The following is a 24481-nucleotide window of genomic DNA, read 5'->3' as shown; positions in this document are numbered from 1 at the left end:
CACGGCGACGGTGGTGGAAATGGTCCTCGGAGCGCTGGTCGCCGCTGTTGTAGCCGCTGTCGGGCTCTTTGCTTTCGGCCGAGTGCAGTGGCCGGCGTTCACTTCGTCCAACGTCACGCAGGCGGTCACGACGGTCCTGCAGGTGCTCTGCATCGCGGTGATCGGTATCGCGGTTCTGATGTTCCGCGCCCGCAAGGCCGAGCGGGTCGCGAAGCTCCTCTCGTGGGCAGGGCTCTCCGGCTTCGTCACCACGACGCTCGGTCTTCCCCTCGCGGCGACAAGTCTGTATCTGCACGGCGTCTCCGTCGATCAGCAGTTTCGCACCGAATACCTGACCCGGTTGACGGATTCTGCTGCGCTGCAGGACATGACGTACGTGGATCTGCCGCCGTTCTACCCGGCCGGCTGGTTCTGGATCGGTGGACGCGTCGCGAACCTACTGGGCATGGACGGCTGGGAAGCCTTCAAGCCTTATGCGATCGGTTCCCTGGCTGTCGTCGCCGTCGTCGCACTCGTGTTGTGGACCAAGCTGATTCGACGCGATTGGGCCGTCGTCGCAGCACTGGCCGTCACTGCCGTCGTGTTGGCGTACAACTCTCCCGAGGCGTACGGCGCCGTCATCAACCTCCTGATCCCGCCGGTGCTGATCCTGGCGTGGGGGGCTCTCGGTCGCCCGGGTGCCTCTCGATTTGCCGGAGCCGGCGCAATTCTCGGAACGGGCCTGTTCCTCGGTTTCGCCGCAACCGTCTACACGCTGTACCTCGGATTCGCCGCCTTCGCCGTGACTCTGATGGCCGTCGTTGCCGCAGTACTTGCCGCACGCGCCCAGAACACGTGGAAAGCCGCGCTTGGCCCCCTCGTCAGGCTCGCTGTCATCGCCGTGATCTCCGGACTGGTCGCTCTGACCGTCTGGACTCCGTACCTGTTGAAGGCACTCTCCGGTGCCACCGCAGAATCCGGCACGGCAATGCATTACCTCCCCGATTCCGGTGCGGTGCTGCCCTTCCCGATGCTGAGTTTCTCGCTCGTCGGCGGCCTGTGCCTACTCGGCACGGTCTGGCTGATTTCGCGGTTCCTGTTCTCCCGCCGCGCCCGAGCACTCGGTATCGGTGTCATTGCCGTCTATCTGTGGGCGCTGCTGTCCATGACGTTCACCGTTGCCGGCAGCACGCTCCTCGGATTCCGGCTGGAGCCAGTGCTGATCGGACTGCTTGCCGCCGCCGGTGTGTTCGGTTTCTTCGAGTTCGCCGGCTGGATCGTCCTGGCCACCAGCGAAAATCCCCGTGTCAAAGCGGTACTGGTTGCACTCGGTGTCATCGGAGCCATCGCCTTCGCGCAGAACATCCCGCAGGTGCTGGCACCGGATATCGCTGTGGCATACAGCGATACCGACGGCAACGGTGAGCGCGGCGACAAGAGGCCACCCGGGGCCGAAGCCAATTACGCCGACATCGACCGGATCATCCGCGAGCAGTTGGGACGCGATCCCCACGACACAGTGGTGCTCACTGCCGACATCGGCTTCCTGAGCTTCTACCCGTATTTCGGCTTCCAAGGATTGACGTCGCACTACGCGAACCCGCTCGCCGACTTCCGCGCCCGCGCCGCGCTGATCGAGCAGTGGTCGGAACTGAAGACCCCTGACGAACTGATAGCTGCACTGGACTCGGCGCCGTGGCGCAGCCCCGACGCCTTCGTCTTCCGCCAGGGCGCCGACGGGTACACGCTGCGGTTGGCCGAGGACGTCTATCCCAACGACCCGAACGTCCGCCGCTACACGGTCACGTTTCCCAAGGAACTGTTCGACGATCCGCGATTCACAGTCACAGAGCAGGGCCCGTTTGTGGTCGTTACCCGCTCTGACGCGATCTAACCAGGAGATACGTCACAAAAGGCTTACCGCCGGGGTCGTTGACGCGACCCCGGCGCACCCCTAACTTCATACCGTGACCCGAACCGATGCCCGAGCGGCAATGATCGATGCAGCCGAGCGTCTGGTTGCCGAGCGAGGTCTGGCCGCTCTGACGCTTCGAGATGTTCAGACCGAAGCCGGGCAAGCCAACAAGTCGGCTGCGCAGTATCACTTCGGTTCACGCGAGGGTTTGCTGGCGGCGGTCGTCGAGTCCAGAATGCGACCTGCCGGTGACCGTCGGCGTGACTTGCTCGATGCATTGGATCTGGAGTCGGATCCGCCCACGATGCGTGCTCTCGTCGAGGCTCTGGTCCTGCCGTTGGCGGAACAGACCATCTACCGCGAGGGCACTTTGTACGCACGGTTCCTGGTGCAGTCGATCTTCGACCCGGCCATGTCGTCGACCATCCGCGATCACATGCAGGCCGAGAGCTTCCGCGAAGTCCAGCGACGGATCGTCGCTGCGTCCTCGTTGCCGGCAGAAATCGCCGAGCTTCGGGCGGGAACTCTGACCGTGCTCGCCGTCGTCACTTTTGCCACCTGGGAGGGCCGCGTCGACAGCCGAGAACGTGCTCACGTCATCGTGGCCGACCTGATCGAAAGTTGCCTCGGAGCACTCTCGGCCCCGGCTGCGCAAATCTGACACGCCACCCGGCGAGTTTGTTTCCGAAACTGCCGGGGTACTCAGCCCCTCCAAGCGCAGTCGAGCAAACGGCCGCATCAACCACCGGCGGGGTAGGTGATGACAGTGAGCGAACTCGTTGCGCAAAGCCGCGAGCTTGTACCGCATCGTGCAGTTCTCGATTCCGCAGAGCATGTTCTGGTCATTGCTCGCGGCAAACCGTTCGGGCGCGAGCAGGCCTTTCACGAAGTGTTGAGTGTCGCGATTCGCAACCGCATCGAAGTCCTCACTCTGGCAAGGGCTCTCATCGACGTGTCCGAGTCTCGCGACTACCGCGCGATCCCGACCGACACCGCGCACACCGTTGCGGTGCTCGAATGGGGCGAACTGCTCGAGATCCCGACCGAACACCACGAGAAGTCCAGAGCCGAATCGGCTGGGGACGTCGATGAATCCAGCGAACCCGACGACCCGGTCGAACCCGAGTATCTGGTCGAGACCGACGTGGGCGGGCGCGTCGTCTTTGTCGCCCTCGCGTTCACGATCGGCGGGATAGTCGGATTCTTCGCGCACGACTGGGCACTCCTGCTTCTGATCACCGCCGTGTACCTCGTGTGGATCGCGGCACGACTGGTCGCGAAGCTCGTGAGTGTTTCCCGCAGCGCTCATTGGGCGGACGCGGAGCCTATTCGTGGCACCGCGTCAACCACTCACAGCGCGGAACGCTCCCACCACCACGCTGTTGCAGCGTGACGGCGGGAGCGCCGGTACTGCACTACAACCGTTGCGGCACACCGTAAGTAACTACGGTATCGCCATTCGAGGTGACAGCCTTCGCGTACGGCCTGATGGTCACCGGCCCGATTGCTCCCTGAACGTATCCGTGAACTCCGGAAAGCCGAACGGCCGCTTCGGGACCGTCGAATTCCTGATCTTCGAGCAGCGCGACGTCGGTGATACCGCCCGGCGCCAGATCGACGTCCAGTTCCTGTGAAGGAATGATGTCGCCGCCGATGGCGAACCCGTTCGAAATGTCCAGGCCCAGTTCGAAGTCCGGAACCAGACCGATACCGAGGTTGGTTCCACTCTCGACAGCCCAGTCGAGACCGGGGCTGTTGAGAACGACCGTCGCGCCGGTCAACGCGATCGGATAGCCGATCTGATAACCGATCGTCAGCTTCGTGCCGGTGAAACTTGCTGCGTCCGGCCCGTCGATCTTCACGCCGGCAACCCCGTCGTGGAAGAACTCGACGCTCAGCGGTGAGCTGTCGAGAGGCGGAAAGACGTGGATAGCGGTGTCAGCCTGGTAGACCTCTATCCGATTTCCTTTGACGTCGGTGATCGAACTGGTGTTGTCGACGCCTGCCGACGCCGTCCCACCCCCCAGGACAACGGCCAACAGGGCCACTGCTCCCACTGCGCTACTGCGAACTGCTGTCTTCGACATGCACAAGCACCATCCCATCCAGTATAGGCCCCGGACGTAGGTTCCAACTCTTCGTCGAGGATGGGATTCGTCGGGGCTGCCTGAACAAACGCGAGCAAGATCCTTGTTGCGATACCCCGGTCACGAACCCGTCAAACGATGCACGAAAACATTACTTTCCGGACAAGTCGGGCGGACCGGTTTGTCCCGCTGACTACGCCCGCTCGCGGACGCGAACCGTTTTGTTCGTTACTCTGACAGTGGAAGTTATCGAATCGAGACCTAAATAGGCCACCCCGAACTTCTGAGAACTGCCACTTCAGGGATGGGCGCCAGAACCGAAAGGCACCGACTGCATGACCGAGACCTTGCCCGACGTCCAACTGCTCGAAGAAGCACGTCCAGGGCGAGTCCGTTCAGCAGTGCGGCGCTCGGTCGTCCAGCGTGGGCGTCTTGTGGACCTCGCGATCATGGCGACGTTCACCGTCGCAGCGATCTACGTGATGTCGAACCTGTGGAGCGATCTTCAGTCCGGCTACCTCTTCAACGCAGGACGCGATCAGGCGATGTGGGAATGGTTCTTCGCCGACACCGCCCACGCGCTCGCCCAGTTCCGCAGCCCGCTGTTCAGTGACCTGCAGAACTACCCGCTCGGCGTGAACCTGATGGCCAACACCGCGATGTTCGGCATCAGCATCCCGCTGGCCCCGATCACGCTGATCTTCGGACCGACGGCCACGTATGCGATCGGGCTGACCGCCGGACTCGGCGGCACCGCCATCGCTTGGTACTGGGCATTCTCGCGGCACGTACTGACCGGTGTCTCCGTCCGCTCCAAGATCGCCGCCGCCGTCGGAGCGGGGTTCTGCGGATTCGCGCCCGCCATGATCTCGCACGCCAACGGCCATCCGAACTTCGTCGCTTTCTTCGTACTCCCCTTCATCTTCTTGCAGGTAGTACGCATCTCGAACGGCAAACGCCCGGTTCGCGACGGAATCGTTCTCGGCCTACTCGTCGCGTGGCAGATCTTCCTCGGCGAAGAGCCACTCCTCATCTTCACGATGTCAGCCATGGTGTTCGGCGCCGCCTACGCCCTGCCCGACCTGGCCAAGTCCCGCCAGGCGATCAAGCGCGCGATGCCCGGCCTCGTGATCGGCGGCGCAGTCACACTCCTGATCACCGCGGTGCCGCTGTGGTCGCAGTTCTTCGGCCCGGCGAGCTACGACGGCGTCTCACACGGTCAGGCCGGCAACGACACCGCTGCACTCACCACGTTCCCGACCGAATCGGTCGCGGGCGATCCCGAGGGCGCGGAGTTCCGGATGAACCCGACCGAGGAGAACGCGTACTTCGGCTGGCCGTTGGTGCTCCTGCTTCTCGGTGCAACGGTGTGGTTGTGGCGCATCCGCCTGACCCGCGCTGCGGCCGCCGTGATCGTGGTCATGGGTGTGCTCTCACTCGGGTCAGAACTGACCATCGACGGTGACAAGACCGGCATCACCCTGCCGTGGAAACTCCTCGCCGACTTGCCGTTGTTCGAATCGGTGCTCGAATCCCGATTCGCCATGGGCGCGATTCCGGCGATCGGACTGCTGCTCACCCTCGGCACCTACCGCGCTTTCGTCGAACTTCGTGGACCGCGCCGCACGGCGGCCGGTGTCTGGCTGGTGGCGCTCGCCGTCGCGATGATTCCCCTCATCCCGACGCCCATCGACGCCGATCAGCGATCTGCGACCCCAGAATTCATCACCAGCGGCTCGTGGGAGAACTACGTCAGCGACGGCACCTTGGTGACGGTCCCCGTCGCGAGCGCCGAAGACGCCCGCGCACTGAGCTGGCAGGTCGACGCCGACTTCGGCTTCCCCATCGCCGGCGGGTACTTCGTCGGCCCGGATTCGAAGACCCGCGCCGGAATCTACGGCGCCGAGTCCCGGCCCACCTCGACCCTGCTGGTCAATGCCAAACAAACCGGCAAGGTTCCGTTGATCGACGTGGGCACCAGAGCCAACGCGCTGACCGACCTGCGGTACTGGCACGCCGACGTCCTGGTGCTTCCCCGATTCTCCGGCGACGACGCCCTGCGCCACACGGTCGACGAGCTGGTCGGCTTCGACGCCAAGCGCGTCGACGACGTGTGGGTGTGGGACGTACGAGACCTCGTGAGCGGCAAGACCTCGAACCAGAGCTAGCCAACTGCAGGGTTGATCAGCGGGTCATGATCACCGGACCGTCTTCGGTGATCGCGACCGTGTGCTCACTGTGCGCAGCCCTGGCGCCCGAAACGGTACGGAGGGTCCACCCGTCGGCGTCGTGCCGGTAGTCGTCGGTTCCGTCGGCGATGAGCATCGGTTCGATGGCGATGACCAGGCCGGGCCGCAGCCGGAAGCCTTTGCCTGCTCGACCTTCGTTGGGCACGTCCGGCCCTTCGTGCATCTCGCGGCCGATGCCGTGCCCACCGTGATCGGCCAGCATGCCGTACCCGCGGCCGCGCGCGTACTGTCCGATCGCGGCACCGATGTCGCCCAATCGGTTTCCGGGCTGAGCGGCGGCAATGCCACGGGCAAGTGCCTCGTCGGTCGCGTCGATCAGTGCCTGATCCTCACTGCTCCCCTGCCCGACGGTGAAGCTGATGGCGGAGTCACCACACCAACCGTCGAGTCTCGCCCCGCAGTCGATGCTGACCAGGTCACCGTCACGGAGTCGGTACCCATTCGGGATACCGTGCACCACGGCATCGTTCACACTCGCACAAATGGCGCCGGGGAACGGTGTCGGCGCCGTTGCCGGCCGGTAGTTCAAGAACAGTGCCGAGGCACCCGCTGCCGAGATAACCTCCGCGGCAACGGCGTCCAGTTCGAGCAACGTCACCCCGACGCTCGCTGCCGCACGCGCCGCAGCCAGAGCCTGCGCCGTGATTCTTCCCGCCGCCGCCATCGCCTCGATTTCGCCTGCGGTCTTGATTTCGACCATCTCGAACACCTTCCTTGTCGAATAACTATACCGGTATTACTATAAGCACATGGTGCGCGTGCCGCTGACGGCGGAAGAACTCGAACGAGGACTACGACTGGGTGAACTGCTGCGATCAGCGCGGGGGGACCGAAGCATGGTTCAAGTAGCGCTCGACGCCGGGATCTCGGTCGAAACTCTGCGCAAGATCGAAACCGGACGCATCGCGACACCCGCCTTCTTCACCATCAGCGCGGTCGCGGAAGTGTTGGGTATTTCACTCGACACCATCGCCCGAACACTTGAAACACCACAATCCGAACGGGAAGTTGCATCCTGAGTAGTTCTCTCAGGATGTGCGGGCCCGCACTCGCCTAACATCGTTCCTTGTGCCGTCTGAAGTAGTAGTGCCCCCGAAACCCGTGCCCACTGGCCCCGACGCTCCCCGAGAATCGGATTCCCAGAGAGTCCGGACGGCACGACTCATCGCGATAGTCACCGGCCTTCTGGGCTTGCTACTTGCACTCGCGACGCCCTTCCTGCCCGTCAAGCAGGAAGCCGCGAGCATCGACTGGCCGCAGGGTGGGACTGTCAACAGCGTCTCGTCGCCGCTGATCTCCTACTCGCCCACATCGCTGGACATCAGCATCCCGTGTTCGACCTTCGGCCAATTGGGCGAGCGCGGCGGCACACTGCTCTCGACCATGCCGAACGGTGCTCCGGACCGAAACGCTCGCGGCCTCACCGTCCGCACCACGGCCGACCGCCTCGAAGCACTCACCCGCGATTCGGTGTTGATCTCGGCCCCGCTCGATCAACTGAGCGGATGCACCGCGCTCACCATCACGACCAACTCCGAGCAGACCGTCGCGGCCGTCACCGGAATCGACGGCGTCGGCGCCACCTTGACCGGCGACTACCGCCCACAGGTGGTCGGCATCTTCACCGACCTGCAGGGCGCAGCGCCCGCCGGACTGTCCGCCCACATGGACGTCGACTCCCGGTTCTCGTCCAGCCCCACACTTCTCAAACTGTTCGCGATGATCGTCGCGGCACTCTCGACCATCGTCTCGCTGTACGCACTGCACCGGATCGACGGCGTCGACGGCCGTCGTGCACGGCGGTTCCTACCGGCACGGTGGTGGAAGTTCACCGGCATCGACGCCCTGGTTATCGGCACGCTGGCGCTCTGGCATGTGTTCGGCGCCAACACTTCCGACGACGGCTACCTGCTCGGCATGGCAAGAGTCTCGGAGCACTCCGGGTACATGGCGAACTACTTCCGTTGGTTCGGCGTCCCCGAAGCGCCCTTCGGTTGGTATTACGACGTGCTGGCTCTGTTCGCGAAGGTCAGCACCGCGAGCATGTGGATGCGCCTGCCCGCGTTGATCGCCGGCATTCTGTGCTGGATGGTCATCAGCCGCGAGGTGATACCGCGACTCGGTGTTGCGGTGCGCCGCAACAAGGTTGCCATCTGGACCGGCGGGCTCGTGTTCCTCGCCTTCTGGTTGCCGTACAACAACGGCCTGCGTCCCGAGCCCATCATCGCCCTCGGCGCTCTGCTCACGTGGTGCTCCATCGAACGCGCCATCGCCACCGGACGTCTGTTGCCCGCCGCGATGGCGGTGCTGATCGCCGCATTCTCGTTGGCCGCCGGGCCTTCGGGTCTGATCGCGATCGGCGCGTTGATCGCCGGCGCCCGGCCGATCCTGCAGATCCTGATCGCCCGCGGCAAGCGCGTCGGCTTCCTGTCCCAGATCATGCCGATCCTCGCGGCCGGAACCGTGGTGCTCGTCGCCGTCTTCGCAGATCAAACCCTCGCGACAGTTCTCGAATCCACCAGGGTGCGAACCGCCGTCGGACCGAACGTTCCGTGGTTCGAGGAACGGTTGCGGTGGGACGCACTGATGACCATTTCCCCCGACGGTTCACTGGCGCGCCGCTTCGGCATGTTCGTCATGATCGTCGGACTCGTCTTCTGCGTGATGATGATTTTGCGCAAGGGCCGGATCCCCGGCACCGCGATCGGACCGTCGCGCCGAATCCTCGGCATCGTGTTCGCATCGCTGCTCCTGATGCAGTTCACCCCGACGAAGTGGACTCACCACTTCGGCGTGTACGCCGGGCTGGCCGCCACGGTGGCCGTGCTCGCTGCCGTCGGCGTGAGTGCGTCGAGCATGCGTTCCAAACGAAACCGCGCGCTGTTCGCCGCCGGCATCCTGTTCATCCTCGCTGTGGCGTTCACGAGTTCCAACGGCTGGTGGTACGTCTCGAGTTACGGCGTCCCGTGGTGGGACAAGCCGCCGTCAATCGCCGGCAAGGGATTCTCGACGGCCTTCCTCGGCCTCACCATCCTCGCGCTGCTGCTGGCAGCCTGGTACCACGTCATGGAGCCGCGCGAGCGAAACGGCACAGAAGACGGCGTCGAGAAGACGGACAGCGTCGAGAAGACAAGGCGCCTTCGCCTCCTCGCCCCGTCACCGTTGACCATCGCAGCGGGAGCTGTCGTGCTCTTCGAGGTGCTGTCCCTACTCAAGGGAGCAGTCGCGCAGTACCCGGCGTATTCGATCGGCAAGTCCAACATCGAATCGGTCTTCGGTGGCAGCTGCGGTCTCGCAGGCGAGGTACTCGTCGAGTCCGATCCGAACGCCGGCGTTCTGCAATTGGTCGACAGGCCCACCGATCTCGCCGGCGCCGGTGCATTCGGCGCGAGCGAATCGACCGGATTCTCCCCGGACGGGGTCGCAGGCGATCTCACGGCCGATGCCGAAGACTCGACGGCAGGTAGTGCAAACAGCCTCGACACGACCACATCTCAGTCCGGCACCACCACCACGCCCGGAACCGGATCCGGAACTGCCGGCGGCTCGCAGTCCACGGCGGGCGTCAACGGCAGCAACGTCGCGCTCCCGTTCGGGCTCGATCCCGCAAAGACGCCGGTGCTCGGCAGCTACGGAGCACCCCAGAACGCGTCGCTGACCACCGGTTGGTACTCACTACCCGAGCGCAACGACGCCGCACCGCTCCTCACCGTCGCGGCGGCGGGACGTATTCGCTACGTCAATTCCGACGGCATCGTCACCCCCGGCGCGGTACTGCAGGTCGAGTACGGCAAGAAGCAGGCCGACGGAAGCGTCGACGCGCTGGGACGAGTCGATCCGATCGACATCGGCCCGTCGCCGTCGTGGCGCAACCTGCGCGTTCCGATGGATCAGCTGCCCGCCGACGCCGACACCGTGCGTCTGGTCGCCAGTGACACCGACATCAGTGCGGACCAGTGGCTGGCGGTCACACCGCCGCGAGTGCCGACGATGCGCACGCTGCAGGATGTCGTCGGATCCACCGATCCGGTCCTGATGGACTGGGCCGTCGGTCTGGCCTTCCCGTGCCAACGTCCGGTCGATCATCTGTACGGCGTCGCCGAGATCCCCGAGTGGCGCATCCTGCCCGACCGCATCGGCGCAGAGTCCACCAACGCCTGGCAGGACCACTACGGCGGCGGACCACTCGGTTGGACCAGCGAACTGCTCTCGGCCAGAGCGTTGCCCACCTATCTGGACAACGACTGGGATCGGGACTGGGGTTCGCTCGAGCAGTACACACCGCTCGATTCGGACGCGGTTCCCGCGCAGATGAACGTCACCACCGAGACCCGGTCGGGCACCTGGACACCGGGCCCGATTCGTTACCAGTCGTAACTGTTACGCGTGGACCTACCAACCACCCGGGCACGGTAGGTCCACGCTCAGCCCTGACATACCATCGGTAGCCGTGCCCGACGCCGTGACAGCTTCACCTCAGACTTCGAGTTCGCCGCCTCCTGCTGGTCAGGATGCCCGCGAGCGTTTCCATCGCACTCGATGGGTCGCGATCATCGCCGGCTTGCTCGGCTTCGTGCTCGCACTGGCAACTCCGTTGCTTCCTGTCGTGCAGACGACGGCGACGGTCAACTGGCCACAGAACGGCGTGATCGGCGACGTCGAGGCACCTCTGATGGCGCAGGTTCCCATCGACGTCAACGCGTCGATCCCCTGCACCGCGGTCAGCTCGCTGCCCGAGGGCGGCGGCATCCTCATGTCGACAGCGCCTGCTCAGGGCGACGGCGCCGCACTCTCCTCGATGTTCGTCCGCGTGTCCGCGACCAGCGTCGACGTGCTCGATCGCAACGTCGTGGTCGCTTCGGCGGCGCGTGAGGACGTCGAGTCGAGTCGCTGCGGAGCCATCGCGTTCAGCTCGGACGTCAATCGGACCGCCGCCGAGTTCGTCGGACTGACCTATCCCGACGGCAACCCGATTCGTGGCCAGCTCGACGGCGACTTCCGCCCGCAGGTGGTCGGTGTCTTCAGCGACCTGCCCGACGGCGCTGCCCCCGACGGCCTCGGCTTCTCGATGACGATCGACTCACGATTCTCGTCGAGCCCCAGCGTCGTGAAGCTGGTCGCGATGATCGTGGCCGTCCTCTCGACCATCGTCGCGCTGATCGCCCTGGCCCGCCTCGACGGCACCGACGGCCGCAAGCACCGACGCTTCCTGCCCGCACGCTGGTGGAAATTCTCCGGCATCGACGGAGTTGTGGTCGGCACACTGGTCGTCTGGCACTTCATCGGCGCGAACACCGCCGACGACGGTTATCTCCTCACCATGGCCCGAGTCTCGCCGGACGCGGGATACATGGCCAACTACTTCCGTTGGTTCGGCGTTCCCGAGGCTCCGTTCGGTTGGTACTACGAAGTGCTGGCCGTGATGGCGAAGATCTCGACCGCGAGCCCGTTCATGCGCCTGCCCGCTCTGCTCGCCGGAATCCTCTGCTGGATGGTCATCAGCCGCGAGGTCGTCCCGCGTCTCGGCCGGGCGGTTCGCCGGAGCAACGTCGCCCTGTGGACCGGCGGGCTGGTGTTCCTGTCCTTCTGGCTGGCGTACAACAACGGTCTTCGCCCCGAGCCCATCGTGGCTCTCGGCGCACTGCTCACCTGGTGCTCCATCGAGCGCGCCATCGCCACCGGACGCCTGCTTCCCGCGGCCACCGCAATCTTGATCGGTGCCTTCACTCTTGCCGCCGCACCCACCGGATTGATGTGTATCGCAGCCCTTCTCGCCGGTGTGCGCCCATTGGTGCGCATCGTCGTCAAGCGTCACCGACTGGTCGGCACACTGCCGCTTCTCGCTCCGATCGCCGCTGCCGGAACCATCGTGCTGGTGGTCATCTTCGCCGACCAGACCTTTGCCGGCGTCATGGAAGCCACGCGCGTCCGAACGATCATCGGGCCCAATCTCGAGTGGTACCAGGACTTCCTGCGCTACTACTACCTCTTCGTCCAGACCGTCGACGGCTCGGTTGCCCGACGCTTCGCGTTCTTGACGATGATCCTGTGCCTCTTCACGACGCTCTTCGTGTTGTTGCGCCGCGGCCGCGTCCCCGGCGCGGCAACCGGTCCGTCGTGGCGCCTGGTCGGCGTCGTCTTCGGCACGATGTTCCTGATGATGTTCAACCCCACCAAGTGGACTCACCACTTCGGTGCGTACGCGGGCATCGCCGGTTCTCTCGCCGCGCTGACCGCCGTCGCCGTGTCCGCGTCGGCCCTGCGCTCACGTCGTAACCGATCGGTGTTCGTGGCCGGACTGCTCCTGATGCTGGCGTTGACGTTCGCCGGTATCAACGGCTACTGGTACGTCTCGAGTTACGGCGTGCCGTGGTTCGACAAGACCATCTCCTACGACGGCCGTGAATCCAACACACTGTTCCTCGCGCTCTTTGCTCTCGCCTTGGCCTTTGCCGCCTGGCAGTATCTGCGTGAGGGATTTGCAGCTCCGCCCGAGAAGCCGAACACGGCCAAGGGCAGACGAATTCGCAAGTTCGCGGCCGCTCCGCTCACCGTGATCGCCGGTCTGATGGTCCTGTTCGAGGTGCTCTCGCTGCTCAAGGGAGCGGTGTCGCAGTACCCGGCGTACTCGCTGGGCCGAAGCAACATCGAGGCACTCGCGGGCAAGACCTGCGGCATGGCCGAGGACGTCCTGGTCGAGACCGACGTCAATTCCGGGAATCTACGTCCGCTCACCGCTCCCGGATTCAACGCCGAGGATCCGTTGTCCGGAGTTGATTCGAAGGGCTTCTCCCCCAATGGGGTTCCGAGCGATCTGACTGCGGATTACATCGAAGTCAAGCAGGGCATGGGCAATACCGACACCCAGAGTGTCGGCCCCAGCTTCGCCACCGGTTCCGGCGCCGGAACCAGCGGCGGCACCGGCAACATCGGCGTCAACGGCAGCACGGCCAAACTCCCCTTCGGTCTCGATCCGTCGAAGACGCCGGTCATGGGCAGCTACCAGCCCGGCGTGCAGGAACCTGCTTCCCTCATCTCGAGTTGGTACGGATTGCCCACTCGCAGTGAAGAATCACCGCTGGTGGTCATGTCCGTGGCGGGCCGCGTGTGGTCCGTCGACAACACCGGTGCGATCACGTACGGCCAGTCGCTGCTGGTCGAGTACGGAAAAACTCAGCCCGACGGAACCGTGCAGGTCCAGGGTTCGTACATGCCGCGGGACATCGGGCCCGCGCCGTCGTGGCGCAACGTCCGCATCCCCATCGACGAACTCGCGCCGGACGCCGACGCCGTTCGAGTGGTCGCGTTCGATCCCAACCTCACAGGCGATCAGTGGATGGCATTCACGCCGCCGCGCGTGCCGAAGCTCGAGTCCCTGAACTCGTACATCGGCAACGAGCAGCCGGTCCTCCTGGACTGGGCTGTCGGCCTTCAGTTCCCGTGCCAACGTCCGTTCACACATCAGAACGGTGTGGCCGAGATGCCGAACTTCCGCATCCTCCCGGACCGTCCCCTGGCCGTCAGCTCCACCGACACCTGGCAGTCCGCGGACAACGGTGGCCCACTCGGGTTCACCGAGGTCCTCGCCGGTGCGACGACGGTTCCGACGTACCTGAAGGACGACTGGGCGCGGGACTGGGGATCACTGGAGCGGTACGACCGGTACTTCCCGAATGCTGTTCCGGCAGAGGTGGAGACGGGCACGGCAACCCGCTCGGGCATGTGGATGCCCGGCGAGATGCGGGTGCACTAGCCTGCGCTGCCTACTCGGGTGACTGCTCGGGTGCGACGTACGGAGACGGCCGAGACCGCTCCGACAACGACGACGCACCCGAGTAGTTGCCCAACGCCTGGCCGTTCGCCGAGCAGCAAAACCGCGAGCAGTACGGCGAGCACCGGTTGCATGAGCAGGAGCGTCGCGCCCACCTCGGCGGGAAGCCGAGGGAGCGAGTGGCCCATCAGCATCCAGCCGAACACCTGGCCCACCAGCGCCAGTGCCGCGAGCCAGCCGAACGCTTCCCAACCCGGGACGAAATCGATCCGGCCCCACAGTGATCCGATCGCGGAGCCGGCGATGCCCGCGGACGTCGTCGAGATCAACACCTGGCTCGCTGCCCGATCCGCCTCGCCCGTCCGGCCGACCACGAAGATGTAGCCGCCGTAGGCGATTCCGGAGACGAGCGAGAGCGCCGTTCCCCACAGCAGTTCGTCGCCAGTGCCCCCGCCCCCGAACACGCCGCCCGCCACGGCGATTCCCGTGAACATGAACGGCAGGGCAAAGACGAAGCGCATCGGAACCTTGTTGCCGAACACCAACCAGGACAGTGTGGGCACCACGATCACCTGCACGTTCACGACGACGCTCGCCATACCCGCGCCGATCATGAGTATCGACTGCGACCACAACGCGAAATCCAGTCCGAGCAGCAGACCACCCAGGACCTGCAGAACGACTGCCCGCCTGCTCGGCTTGCCCACCCGGCGGTACTCCCGCCACGCCAACCACAACAGCGGCGGCAAAGCGAGGAAGCAGCGGAAGAAGACTGCCGTCGAAGGCCCGACATCGGCCAGCTTGATGAGGAGCGAACTGATCGAGATCGCAGCTGCGCCTCCGACGACAAGCAGTCGAGGGTCGATGCGCCCCCGAGGAGTTCGGGTGGGTGTCGGTGTCTGCGCAGTCGCGGAGGTCAGAGTGGTCACTCGACAATGTTCCTGCCGCTAACTATTCAGCACAAGCAAATGTTCAGACCGTATATTCAGTAGTATTACTACCGTGTTGAATCTCGAAAGACTTCGCGCCCTGCACGCTGTCGCCGAGAACGGATCAGTGGCGGCAGCCGCCCGTACCTTGCATGTCACACCGTCCGGCATTTCGCAGCAGTTGAACAAACTCGAGCGCGAGGTCGGTGTTCCGCTCCTCGAACCACAGGGCCGCGGTGTGCGACTCACCGAAGCGGGCCGGATCCTCGCGCGCCGAACCGCAGAGGTTCTCTCGACGCTTGCTCAGGCCGAGGCGGAAATCGCGTCGCTGCAGAGCGAAGTGACGGGCCGCGTACGTATCGGCGCCCTGGTCTCCCCCAGCAGGACGGTGCTGCCGCGAGCCATCGCCGAGATCAGGCACGCACACCCACAGCTCGAAATCACCTTCAACGAAGGCGAATCCGAAGAACTGCTCCCCGCACTGATTCGCCGCGACCTCGACGTCGTGGTGGTAGACAGCTGGAGCACTCTGCCCGTCGAACTTCCCGACGGACTCTCCTTCACACCCGTGTACTACGACGTGGCGCTACTTGCACTCCCGGCATCACATCCGCTGGCGGAGAACAAGGTTGTCGCACTGAGCGAGCTGTCCGAGCATGCCTGGGCGACGTGGACGCGGGGAACGGATTTTCACACCTTCACCGTCAGGACCCTGCGTGCGCAGGGGTTCGACCCTCGAATCGAGTACGAGGTCGCCGAGTTTCCCACCCAGGTCGAATTCGTCGCTCAGGGTCTCGCCGTCGCTTTGATTCCGCGACTGGCGAGAGTTGTACCGCCGGAAGGTGTTCGAATGCTCGACACGGTTCCGCCGTTGGGGCGAGACATCTACCTCGCCTGGCGGACCGACAGCGAGAGGCCGGCCGTCCTGGCGGCGATAGAAGCGCTACGCCGCCAGTTCGACGCTCTCGGTGACAGCCGGAATTAGAGCGGCATCAAGTTGTGCTTGCGCGGGTTCTTGAAGATCGTCTTGTCCTTGAGCAACTTCAGAGCCTTGCGGATTTCGAGACGCGTCTGCGAAGGCTCGATCACCGCGTCGATGTATCCGCGCTCGGCCGCGATGTACGGCGTCGCGACGAACTCGTTGTAGAAGTTGATCAGCTGCGCACGCACTGCGGGAGCATTCTCGCCCGCCTCGGCGAGCTGACGACGTCCCATGATGTTGACGGCACCCTCGGCGCCCATCACGGCGATACGTGCGGTCGGCCACGCGAGGTTGATGTCGGCACCGAGCTGCTTGCAGCCCATGACGGCGTAACCGCCGCCGTACGCCTTACGAACCACCACGGTCACCTTCGGCACGGTGGCTTCGATGTACGAGAACAGGAAACGTCCGCCGCGCTTGATGACGCCGACCTTTTCCTGATCGACGCCGGGAAGGAAGCCCGGTGTGTCGACGACGAACACGAGCGGGATGTTGAACGCGTCGCACAGGCGCACGAAGTGTGCGGCCTTGTCGGAGCTGTCCGCGTCGAGGGCGCCACTGAGGTAGGTGGGCTGGTTGGCCACGACACCGACGGGCAGTCCGTCGACGCGGGAGAACCCGGTGATCACGTTGTGCGCGACCTGGGCTCCGATTTCGTGGAAGGTTCCGTCGTCGAAGATCCGGAGAATGATGTCGTGCATGTCGTAGCCGGCGTTGTCGGCATCCGGCATGAAGGCATCGAGTTCGAGATCCGACTCGGTGATCTCGGGTTCGAGACCCGGGTTGATCAGCGGAGCCTTCTCCTGGCACGAGGACGGCATGAAGCTCAGGTACTCACGCACCCAGTCGAAGGCAGCCTTCTCGTCGGGAGCGACGTGATGGATGTTTCCGTACTCCGCCTGCTTACGCGCTCCGCCCAGGTCCTCGAGGCTGACCTCTTCGCCGGTGACCGACTTGATGACGTCGGGTCCGGTGACGAACATGTACGACTCTTCGGTCGCGACCACGACATCGGTGTTGATCGGGGCGTACACGGCACCGCCGGCGCACTTGCCGAGGATGACCGAGATCTGCGGGCACAGCCCCGACAGCGGCTCCTGACGTGAACCCATGTTGGCGTACCAGGCCAACGAGGAAACGGCGTCCTGGATACGGGCTCCACCGGAATCGTTGATACCGACGACCGGGCAGCCCACCTTCAGTGCAAAGTCGTTGACCGCCGCGACCTTACGGCCGAACATCTCTCCGGCGGCACCGCCGAACACCGTCTGATCGTGCGCGAACACGGCAACCGGACGCCCGTCGACGGTTCCGTGACCGGTCATGACGCCGTCGCTGTACGGGTTGCCCTCGCCCGCCATCTTCACCAGGGCACCGATCTCGATGAAGCTACCGGGGTCGAGCAACATGTCGATGCGCTGGCGCGGCGTACTGTGCCCTGCTGCATCGCGCTTGGCAATGGCCCGAGCCGAGCCGGGTTCCTTTGCCTTCTCCAACTTTTCGCGGAGTTCAGCGAGCTTCTCCGCGGTGGTTGTCGTCACTTCTGAACTCCGGTTTCCGCTGCTTTGGTCTGAGCTGTCTCGATCTGGGCCAGCTTGGTGGTGAGGTCTGCCGCAACCTTCGCGATGTACGGCTCGTCGACGATCTGCAGGTGGTCCCCGCCGATGTAGACGACCTCGAGGTTCTTCACGTAGTCACCCCAGCCACCATCCGCCTTGCGAGTCTTGAATGCAGGCTCGAGCGTCATCAGCTCGTCGTGGTACTTGTCGGCCATGTAGAGCACGACGTCGCCGTCGTAGCTGCTGAACTCGGCCGTCTGGATGGCGCGATTGTCCAACCACGACGTCCGCTGATGCTCGATGATGCCGCCGGGAATCTTGGCGCCGCTCATCTTGATCATGTCCATCAAGATCTGGATCTGATCCTCGTCGGCTTCGGTGGAAGCCAGAACATCGAGCGGCAGCGGCACATCCAGGTTGTAGGTGCGCTTGGCGAACTTGCCGTAGCGCTCCCACCGCTTGCGTCGTTCCGCCTCGGTGTCCGGCACGACCTCGCCGGCCATGACGGTGTCGAGCAGTCCGACCACACGCACGTCAGCGCCCTGCTCACGCAGCAACTTCGCGACCGCATACGACATCACGCCGCCGAACGACCAGCCGCACAGCACGTACGGCCCGTCACCCTGGATCTCACGAAGCAGCGGAACGTAGGCCGCAGCACGGGTTTCGATCGAGCCTTCGACCCGCTCGAACCCGTACATCGGCGTGCCGGCAGGCAGGCGCTTGAGCAAAGGCTCGTACGTCACCGTCGAACCACCGGCAGCATGGAAGACGAATACCGGTACGGCCGTGGAGCCTTCGGGACGAGCACGCAGCGTACGAACGAGTCCGTCGATCTTGCCGTCGTCCTCGAGGTACTGGCGAACGACGTCCGCGAGTTCTTCGATGGTGGTGGAGTCGAGCACGTCGTCGAGCGTGATCTCGCCGCCCGCACGCTCGGAAAGCCGAGCTGCCAGCTTCTCGGCGACCTCGTCACCGACGATCGGCAGATCGTTGAAGATGCCCTTGGCCGACTTCCCGGTGACGACGGCCCACGTCGCAAACGTCAAGCGCTCGGCCGCATCTCGCGGCGGAACGTCGGAGCCGGCGTCGTCGGCAGTTCCGGCACGGGAGGGATCGGCAGGCGCGGCAGCAACCGGAGCAGTCGCCGGCAGTTCCACCGACACCTCGGCGGGAGCAGCGTCCTCGTCAGCAGCATCGGCCGCCAGCTTCTCCGCGGCCTGCTTGTCGGCCATCGCCTGAACCTCTTCGCGATTGTCGATCGCGTAGCGCAGGTACTTGTTGACCTCGTTGAGGCTCGCGTCCTTGACTGCCTGGAGCTGGAGTTGCGGAATGTCGAACTCGTACTCGACGCGGTTCTTGATACGCATCGCCATGAGCGAGTCGAGGCCCAGTTCGATCAGCGGAACCTCGGCCGGAAGATCCTCCGGCGAGTACCCCATCGACTCGGCAACGACGATCTTGAGGCGGTCGTCGAGGCTCTGCGAACCGTTCGGATCCCACTTGTCTCCGGCGTCTTCGACGACCTCGGCCAGGGTTTCCATCGGCGCACTGGTCTTGACCGGCGCACTGACGACCAGCTCGGGAAGCGGCTCACCGGACGTGACGACGGCGTCGAACAGCAAACGGAACGTAGCGCCCTCACGAGCGTGCACCTGCACCGACGCTCCACCCGGGTGCGGGTTGAGAGTTGTCGTCAGGGTCGCAGCACCGGCCAGCTCACCGTGGGGAACCGCAGCCGTCAGAGCGACGTCCGAAAGAACCTGTCCGGCAGCGGCAGTCACGAGCACCGCCAGGTCGGTGACGGCCGAAGCGTCGACCTCCCACACGTGACGGCCGTCGGGCAGAGCGACGTGCGAACCGGGAACGCGGGCCGAACCGCCGGCACTGACGCGAATGTCGAGCCAGTACGGCTTACGCACGAATGCGGTGCGCGGCACCGAAGCGAAATCGCCTGCGGGAAGCAGAGACTCGAGGTTCACGGCATGACCGTGGACGTACAGCTGCGCGAGAGCGGCAAGCACACCCGCGGACTCGTCTTCCTTACGCTTGAGCGTCTGGATGAGCTCCATGTCGTGCAGACCCGAATCGAAAGCGGTAGCCGCCACCGACATCAGCGTCACCGGGTTGGGTGCGAGCTCGACGAAGGTGGTGTGGCCGTGGGCAACCGCACCGCGCACCGCGTTGGTGAAGTACACGCTGTGGCGAAGACCCTTGACCCAGTACGCCTCTTGATGGATCGGCTCGTGGCCGGGACGGTAGAAGGTGTCCTTGTCGACGGACGAGTAGACACCGAGCTTCAACGTCGTCGGCTCGATACCGGCCAACTCCGCGGCAAGCTCACCGAGCAACGGATCTACCTGCGAAGTATGGCTGGCACCCTTGGTCTGCAGGACACGCGCCATCTTGCCGTCAGCCTCGGCGGCCGCGACGATCGCCTCGATGTCCGGCTGCGGTCCACCGATCACCGTGTGCGTCGGAGCTGCGTAGACGCAGACCTCGAGCTTGGGGTACGTGGGCAGCAACGCCTCGATCTCGGATGCGCTGTACTCGAGCAGTGCCATCAGACGGATGTCGTCGCCGACGAGCGCGCCCTCGGCCTCACCCATCAGCCGTGAACGTGAACAGATCACGCGGACAGCGTCTTCCAGGTTCAGACCACCGGAAACGTACGCAGCAGCGGCCTCACCCATCGAGTGCGGAACCACGGCTTCCGCCTCGGCGCCGTGGTGACGCAGCAACGCGGCAAGACCGACCTGGATGGTGAAGATTCCCACCTGTGCGGTCTCGACGTTGTACTCGATCGAGTCGTCGAGGAACATCTCGACCATCGAGTAACCGGCCTCGTCCTGGATCAGCGCGTCGACCTCGTCGACGGCTGCCTTGAAAGCCGAGTTCTCCGTGTAGAGCTGCTTGGCCATCTTGCGGTGCTGCGAGCCGAAGCCCGAGAACACCCACACCGCACCCTTGGGCGACGGCGAGTCGGCCGAGAAGACTCCTTGAGCCGGCTTGCCTGCGGCGACGGCGCGCAGCGAGCTGATGGCCTCGGACCGCGTCTTCGCCAGAACAGCGGCGCGCGAGCGTCCGTGGTTGCGACGCGCGAGTGTGCGCGCGACGTCGGCGAGGGGCGTCTTGCTTCCCTCTTCGGTTTCGAGCCAGTCGGCCAGATCTGCAGCTGCGCGACGACGACGCGACGGCAGCGCGCCGGACACAGCCAGCACAACGGTGCTCTCGGCTTCCACAGGTGCATCGACGACAGGGGCATCCGCTACCGTCTCGGCAGGCACGTATTCCTTGACGACGACGTGCGCGTTGGTACCACCGAAACCGAAACCGGAAACACCGGCGACGGCCTTGCCGGTGTAGCGCGGCCAGTCGGTGGCCTCGGGCGTCACCTGCAGGTGTGCCTTCTCGAAGTCGATGTGCGGGTTCGGACCCAGGTAGTTGATCGTCGCGGGAATCTTGTTTTCCTGCATCGCCAGAACGACCTTGATGAGGCCGGCGGCGCCTGCCGCTGCCTCCAGGTGCCCGAAGTTGGTCTTCGCACTACCGAGCAGTGCCGGCTTGTCGTCGTCACGGCCACGACCGACGACACGGCTGAGCGCGTCGGCCTCGATCGGATCACCGAGATCGGTACCCGTCCCGTGTGCCTCGATGTAGTCGACGGTGGTCGGCAGGATGCCGGCGTCGCGGTACGCGAAACGCAGCACGTCGGCCTGGGCATCGGGATTGGGTGCGAGCAGACCGTTGGAACGGCCGTCCTGATTGATCGCGGATCCGGCGATCACCGCGAGGATGGAATCGCCGTCACGCTCGGCGTCTTCGAGACGCTTGAGCACGACGAGTCCGCCGCCCTCGCTGCGAACGATTCCCTGAGCCTGTGCGGAGAAGGCACGCAGTTTGCCGTCGGGAGCGAGCATCCCGGTCTGGTCGAAACCGAGGGTTCCGGGAGGGGCCAGCAGCATGTTGACGCCACCGGCCAGCGCGATGTTGGAATCACCACTACGCAGCGAACGCACAGCCTCGTGAACGGCAACCAACGACGACGAGCATGCGGTGTCCAGAGCGATGGACGGTCCACGGAAGTCGAAGAAGTACGAGACACGGTTAGCGACGATGGCCGTCGACGTTCCGGTCAGCGCGTAAGGATGCGCCGTCGTCGGATCGCTGACCGCGAGCAGCTGGTAGTCGTTGGCGGAACTGCCGATGAAAACACCGACCTGCTTGCCCTTGAGCCCACTTGCCGGAATGCGCGCGTGCTCGAGCGCTTCCCACGCGAGCTCGAGCGCGAGGCGCTGCTGCGGATCGACGTTGACGACCTCGAGCGGAGACATCGCGAAGAACTCGGCGTCAAAGCCCTTGACGTCGTCGAGGTACCCACCCTTGGTGTTGGCGTTCTCGACCGCGGCCTTGATGGCGGGATCCGACATGAACTCGGCCCAGCGGTCCTCGGGGAGGTCGCTGATGCCGTCGCGTCCGGCCGCCAGCATTTCCCACATGTCCGAAGGCGTGTGCCCGGCACCGGGGAATCGTGTGGACAGTCCGACGATGGCGATGTCGTGCGCGTCCGTCGCGCCGCCTGAGACGTAGTACGACGCGTCGACGGTCTCCTCCGGCGCCTCGGGCTCACCTTCGATGATCCGAGTCGCCAGCGAAGCGATGGTGGGGTGTTGATAGGCAACCGTGGCGGTCAGCGTGACGCCGAGCAGATCCTCGATGTCTCCGCTCAGAGCGACTGCGTCTCGCGAAGCGAGCCCGAACTCTTCCATCGGGCGATCGTCCGTGATCGCCCCGACCGGCTGACCGGTCGCGTTGGCGATCCAATTGCGAAGCCACTCCCGCAGCTGCGCGACACTCATCTCGCTCACGACGTCTTTGCTCTGCGCACCATCTTGTTCAACCATCAACTCACCAAGCCACCGATCATGAAGGGACTGCTCCTCAAACGCTATCGGGGAATGCGGTCTGCTGATAGCCGCCTCGCAGCGTTCCCTCGATATAGCTCGCCTTACATGCGCGGCGAGCGATCTTGCCGCTGGACGTTCGCGGAATCGAACCGGCAGGAACGAGCAGGATGTCTCGGGCTGTAACGCCGTGACGGGAAGAAATCGCCGCACGCACGGTGTCCGCGATCGGCTGCGGATCGGCCTTGCCTGCGCCGGGAGCACGCTCGGCCACGATGACCAACTGCTCCGAGGAATCGTCGTCGTCGAACTTCAGACCCGAATGCGTGTTGGAGAACACGACGGAGGGCAGCTGGTTGGCCGGCACGGCAAACGCAGCGATGAAGCCGGGGCGCAGGGCGGGGCTGGCTTCCTGAGCCGAAGCCTCGAGATCCTGCGGGTAATGATTGCGGCCGTCGACGATCACGAGGTCCTTGACGCGACCGGTGATGTACAGCTCGCCGTCGACGTAGACGCCGAAGTCGCCGGTACGCATCCAGTTGGCATCCGCGGGCGTGCCCTCGGTGTGACTGTCTTCGCTCAGCCGGTTGTCCAGCTTGTTGTGGAAGGTCTCCGCCGTCTCGTCGGGGCGTCCCCAGTAGCCGATGCCGATGTTCTCGCCGTGCAACCAGATTTCACCGACGTGATTGTCGGGGACCTCGGTCAGCGTCTCGGGATCGACGATCGCCGCCCACTGACTACGCGAGACGTACCCACAGGAGACCTGCGCGATGGCGTTCTCGGAGTACTGGTCGACGATGACCATGCGGCCCTTGTTGAGTTCCGTGCGGTCGACGTAGATGACCTTGGCCTCGTCGGAATGCTTGGTCGAGGAGACGAAGAGCGTCGCTTCGGCCATGCCGTACGACGGCTTGATCGCAGTCTTGGGCAGACCGTACTGAGCAAAAGCGTCGTTGAACTTGCGCATCGACGACGTCGTGACCGGCTCACTGCCGTTGATCAGTCCGATGACGTTGCTCAGGTCGAGGGTCTCGCCGTCCTTCGGCAGGCCGCGCGCGGCAGCGTGCTCGAAAGCGAAGTTGGGAGCGGCAGCGAAGGTGCCGGCGCCGTCGGAGACCGCAGCCAGTTCCTTGATCCACCGGTACGGCCGCTGCACGAAAGCACGCGGGCTCATGATGGTGATGTACTTGCCGCCCAGAGCAGGCAGGATGACCGTCAGCAGGCCCATGTCGTGGAACAGCGGCAGCCACGTGACGCCGCGTGAATCCTCGTTGAGTTCGATCGAGTCGACCATCTGGAGCGCGTTCGTTCCGACAGCGCGGTGGGTGATCTCCACGCCGGCGGGAACTCGGGTCGAACCGGAGGTGTACTGCAGGTACGCGATGTCGTCGAGTTCGATGTCTGGACGAACCCACGTCTCACCGACGGTGTCGGGAATCGCGTCGACGGCGATGATGCGCGGACGCTCGGCAGCGGGAAGCGAGCGGAACAACTGACGAACACCGGCCGCCGACGATGCGGCAGTCAGAATCGCAGTCGGCTTGCAGTCACCGAGAACAGCGTGAAGACGGTCGGTGTGCCCGGGCTCGTCCGGATCGAAGAGCGGCACCGCGATGGAACCGGCCTGGATGGCGGCGAAGAACGAAATGACGTAGTCGAGCCCCTGCGGAGCAAGAATCGCGACACGGTCGCCACGCTTGGTGACCTGCTGCAGACGGGCCGCAACAGCGCGCAGACGCACACCGAACTGCTCCCAGGTCAGCTCCAGGGCTTCACCGTCACGTTCGCGTGAGTAATCGATGTACCGATACGCGAGCTCGTCCGCGTTGACACGCGAGTGTTGCTCGACGTAGTCGACCAGCGTGAAGCCTGGTTGCAGGCGAATCTGGCCCTTCTCGTCGAGAAAGCCATCGAACAGCGCGTTCATTCCATCTCCTCCGAAGCGATCACACAAGCACTGTCCTTCATGCCTGCGCCCCAGACTTCCTTCGCTCTCTCGGGTCCATCTTCGATCAATCGAATCGCACTTTGTGCGCAACTCACCTGAATCACTTCATCGATCCCAAACCATCGATATGTTACAGATTCGCATCGTCCGTATTCTCC

Annotated in this window: 14 protein-coding genes; 8 read left to right on the top strand and 6 right to left on the bottom strand. The window is 64.5% G+C overall.

Annotation, left to right across the window (positions count from 1 at the left end; all coding sequences use genetic code 11):
* Positions 1-19: 19 nt before the first annotated feature.
* The 3 genes from ABWI03_RS21620 (at position 20) to ABWI03_RS21610 (ending at position 3287) form a co-directional block, all read left to right on the top strand.
* Positions 20-1873, top strand: coding sequence for a galactan 5-O-arabinofuranosyltransferase (locus tag ABWI03_RS21620; protein WP_353798871.1), 1854 nt, complete (start codon positions 20-22; stop codon positions 1871-1873).
* A 73-nt stretch (positions 1874-1946) separates the two neighbouring features.
* The gene (locus ABWI03_RS21615) at positions 1947-2555 is read left to right on the top strand and encodes a TetR family transcriptional regulator (RefSeq protein ID WP_124566834.1); all 609 of its coding nucleotides are present in this window, start codon (positions 1947-1949) and stop codon (positions 2553-2555) included.
* Between the two features lie 99 nt (positions 2556-2654).
* The gene (locus ABWI03_RS21610; protein ID WP_206029639.1) at positions 2655-3287 is read left to right on the top strand and encodes a hypothetical protein; all 633 of its coding nucleotides are present in this window, start codon (positions 2655-2657) and stop codon (positions 3285-3287) included.
* 22 nt (positions 3288-3309) lie between these two features.
* On the opposite strand, the gene ABWI03_RS21605 is transcribed toward ABWI03_RS21610, so the two are convergent.
* Positions 3310-3981 (bottom strand): MspA family porin, encoded by a 672-nt coding sequence (locus tag ABWI03_RS21605; RefSeq protein ID WP_020968119.1) that lies wholly within the window; start codon positions 3979-3981, stop codon positions 3310-3312.
* Between the two features lie 335 nt (positions 3982-4316).
* Between ABWI03_RS21605 and ABWI03_RS21600 the strand changes: the two genes are divergently transcribed.
* Complete coding sequence (locus ABWI03_RS21600; RefSeq protein WP_019746419.1) at positions 4317-6149, top strand: glycosyl transferase; 1833 nt, start codon at positions 4317-4319, stop codon at positions 6147-6149.
* 16 nt (positions 6150-6165) lie between these two features.
* Here ABWI03_RS21600 and map read toward each other — a convergent pair whose 3' ends face one another.
* Positions 6166-6930: a type I methionyl aminopeptidase gene (gene map, locus ABWI03_RS21595; RefSeq protein WP_095969680.1), complete on the bottom strand. Its 765-nt coding sequence runs from the start codon at positions 6928-6930 to the stop codon at positions 6166-6168.
* A gap of 49 nt (positions 6931-6979) precedes the next feature.
* Here map and ABWI03_RS21590 point away from each other — a divergent pair, with 49 nt between their 5' ends.
* From ABWI03_RS21590 to ABWI03_RS21580, 3 genes are all read left to right on the top strand, one after another.
* Positions 6980-7249, top strand: a complete 270-nt coding sequence (locus ABWI03_RS21590; protein ID WP_298776681.1) for a helix-turn-helix domain-containing protein — start codon at positions 6980-6982, stop codon at positions 7247-7249.
* An 82-nt stretch (positions 7250-7331) separates the two neighbouring features.
* Positions 7332-10607 (top strand): arabinosyltransferase domain-containing protein, encoded by a 3276-nt coding sequence (locus tag ABWI03_RS21585; protein ID WP_298776791.1) that lies wholly within the window; start codon positions 7332-7334, stop codon positions 10605-10607.
* A 73-nt stretch (positions 10608-10680) separates the two neighbouring features.
* Positions 10681-13983 (top strand): arabinosyltransferase domain-containing protein, encoded by a 3303-nt coding sequence (locus tag ABWI03_RS21580; RefSeq protein ID WP_124566837.1) that lies wholly within the window; start codon positions 10681-10683, stop codon positions 13981-13983.
* Here the strand turns inward: ABWI03_RS21580 and ABWI03_RS21575 are convergent.
* A complete protein-coding gene (locus tag ABWI03_RS21575) occupies positions 13980-14930 on the bottom strand; it encodes a DMT family transporter (RefSeq protein WP_298776685.1) in 951 nt (316 codons plus the stop codon). The genes ABWI03_RS21580 and ABWI03_RS21575 overlap by 4 nt on opposite strands.
* Before the next feature lie 73 nt (positions 14931-15003).
* Between ABWI03_RS21575 and ABWI03_RS21570 the strand changes: the two genes are divergently transcribed.
* Complete coding sequence (locus ABWI03_RS21570; RefSeq protein ID WP_298776688.1) at positions 15004-15915, top strand: LysR family transcriptional regulator; 912 nt, start codon at positions 15004-15006, stop codon at positions 15913-15915.
* Here the strand turns inward: ABWI03_RS21570 and ABWI03_RS21565 are convergent.
* Genes ABWI03_RS21565 through fadD32 form a run of 3 tightly spaced genes read right to left on the bottom strand, consistent with a single transcriptional unit; the run spans position 15912 to position 24302 of the window.
* Entirely contained in the window at positions 15912-17453 is a 1542-nt protein-coding gene (locus tag ABWI03_RS21565) for an acyl-CoA carboxylase subunit beta (protein WP_095969492.1), read from the bottom strand. The two genes, ABWI03_RS21570 and ABWI03_RS21565, sit on opposite strands and share 4 nt — an antisense overlap.
* Positions 17450-22375 carry a polyketide synthase Pks13 gene (gene pks13 / locus ABWI03_RS21560; protein ID WP_298776693.1) on the bottom strand — a complete coding sequence of 1642 codons (4926 nt, stop codon included), beginning with the start codon at positions 22373-22375 and terminating at the stop codon, positions 17450-17452. Before pks13 ends, ABWI03_RS21565 begins: the two co-directional genes overlap by 4 nt.
* A gap of 37 nt (positions 22376-22412) precedes the next feature.
* The gene (gene fadD32, locus ABWI03_RS21555; RefSeq protein WP_003943899.1) at positions 22413-24302 is read right to left on the bottom strand and encodes a long-chain-fatty-acid--AMP ligase FadD32; all 1890 of its coding nucleotides are present in this window, start codon (positions 24300-24302) and stop codon (positions 22413-22415) included.
* Positions 24303-24481: the final 179 nt, after the last annotated feature.

It is taken from the genome of Rhodococcus baikonurensis (genome assembly GCF_040489275.1).
Classification (GTDB): Bacteria; Actinomycetota; Actinomycetes; order Mycobacteriales; family Mycobacteriaceae; genus Rhodococcus_F; species Rhodococcus_F baikonurensis.
The sequence above is the reverse complement of the archived record's forward strand: the minus strand, read 5'-3'. Positions and strand labels throughout refer to the sequence as shown.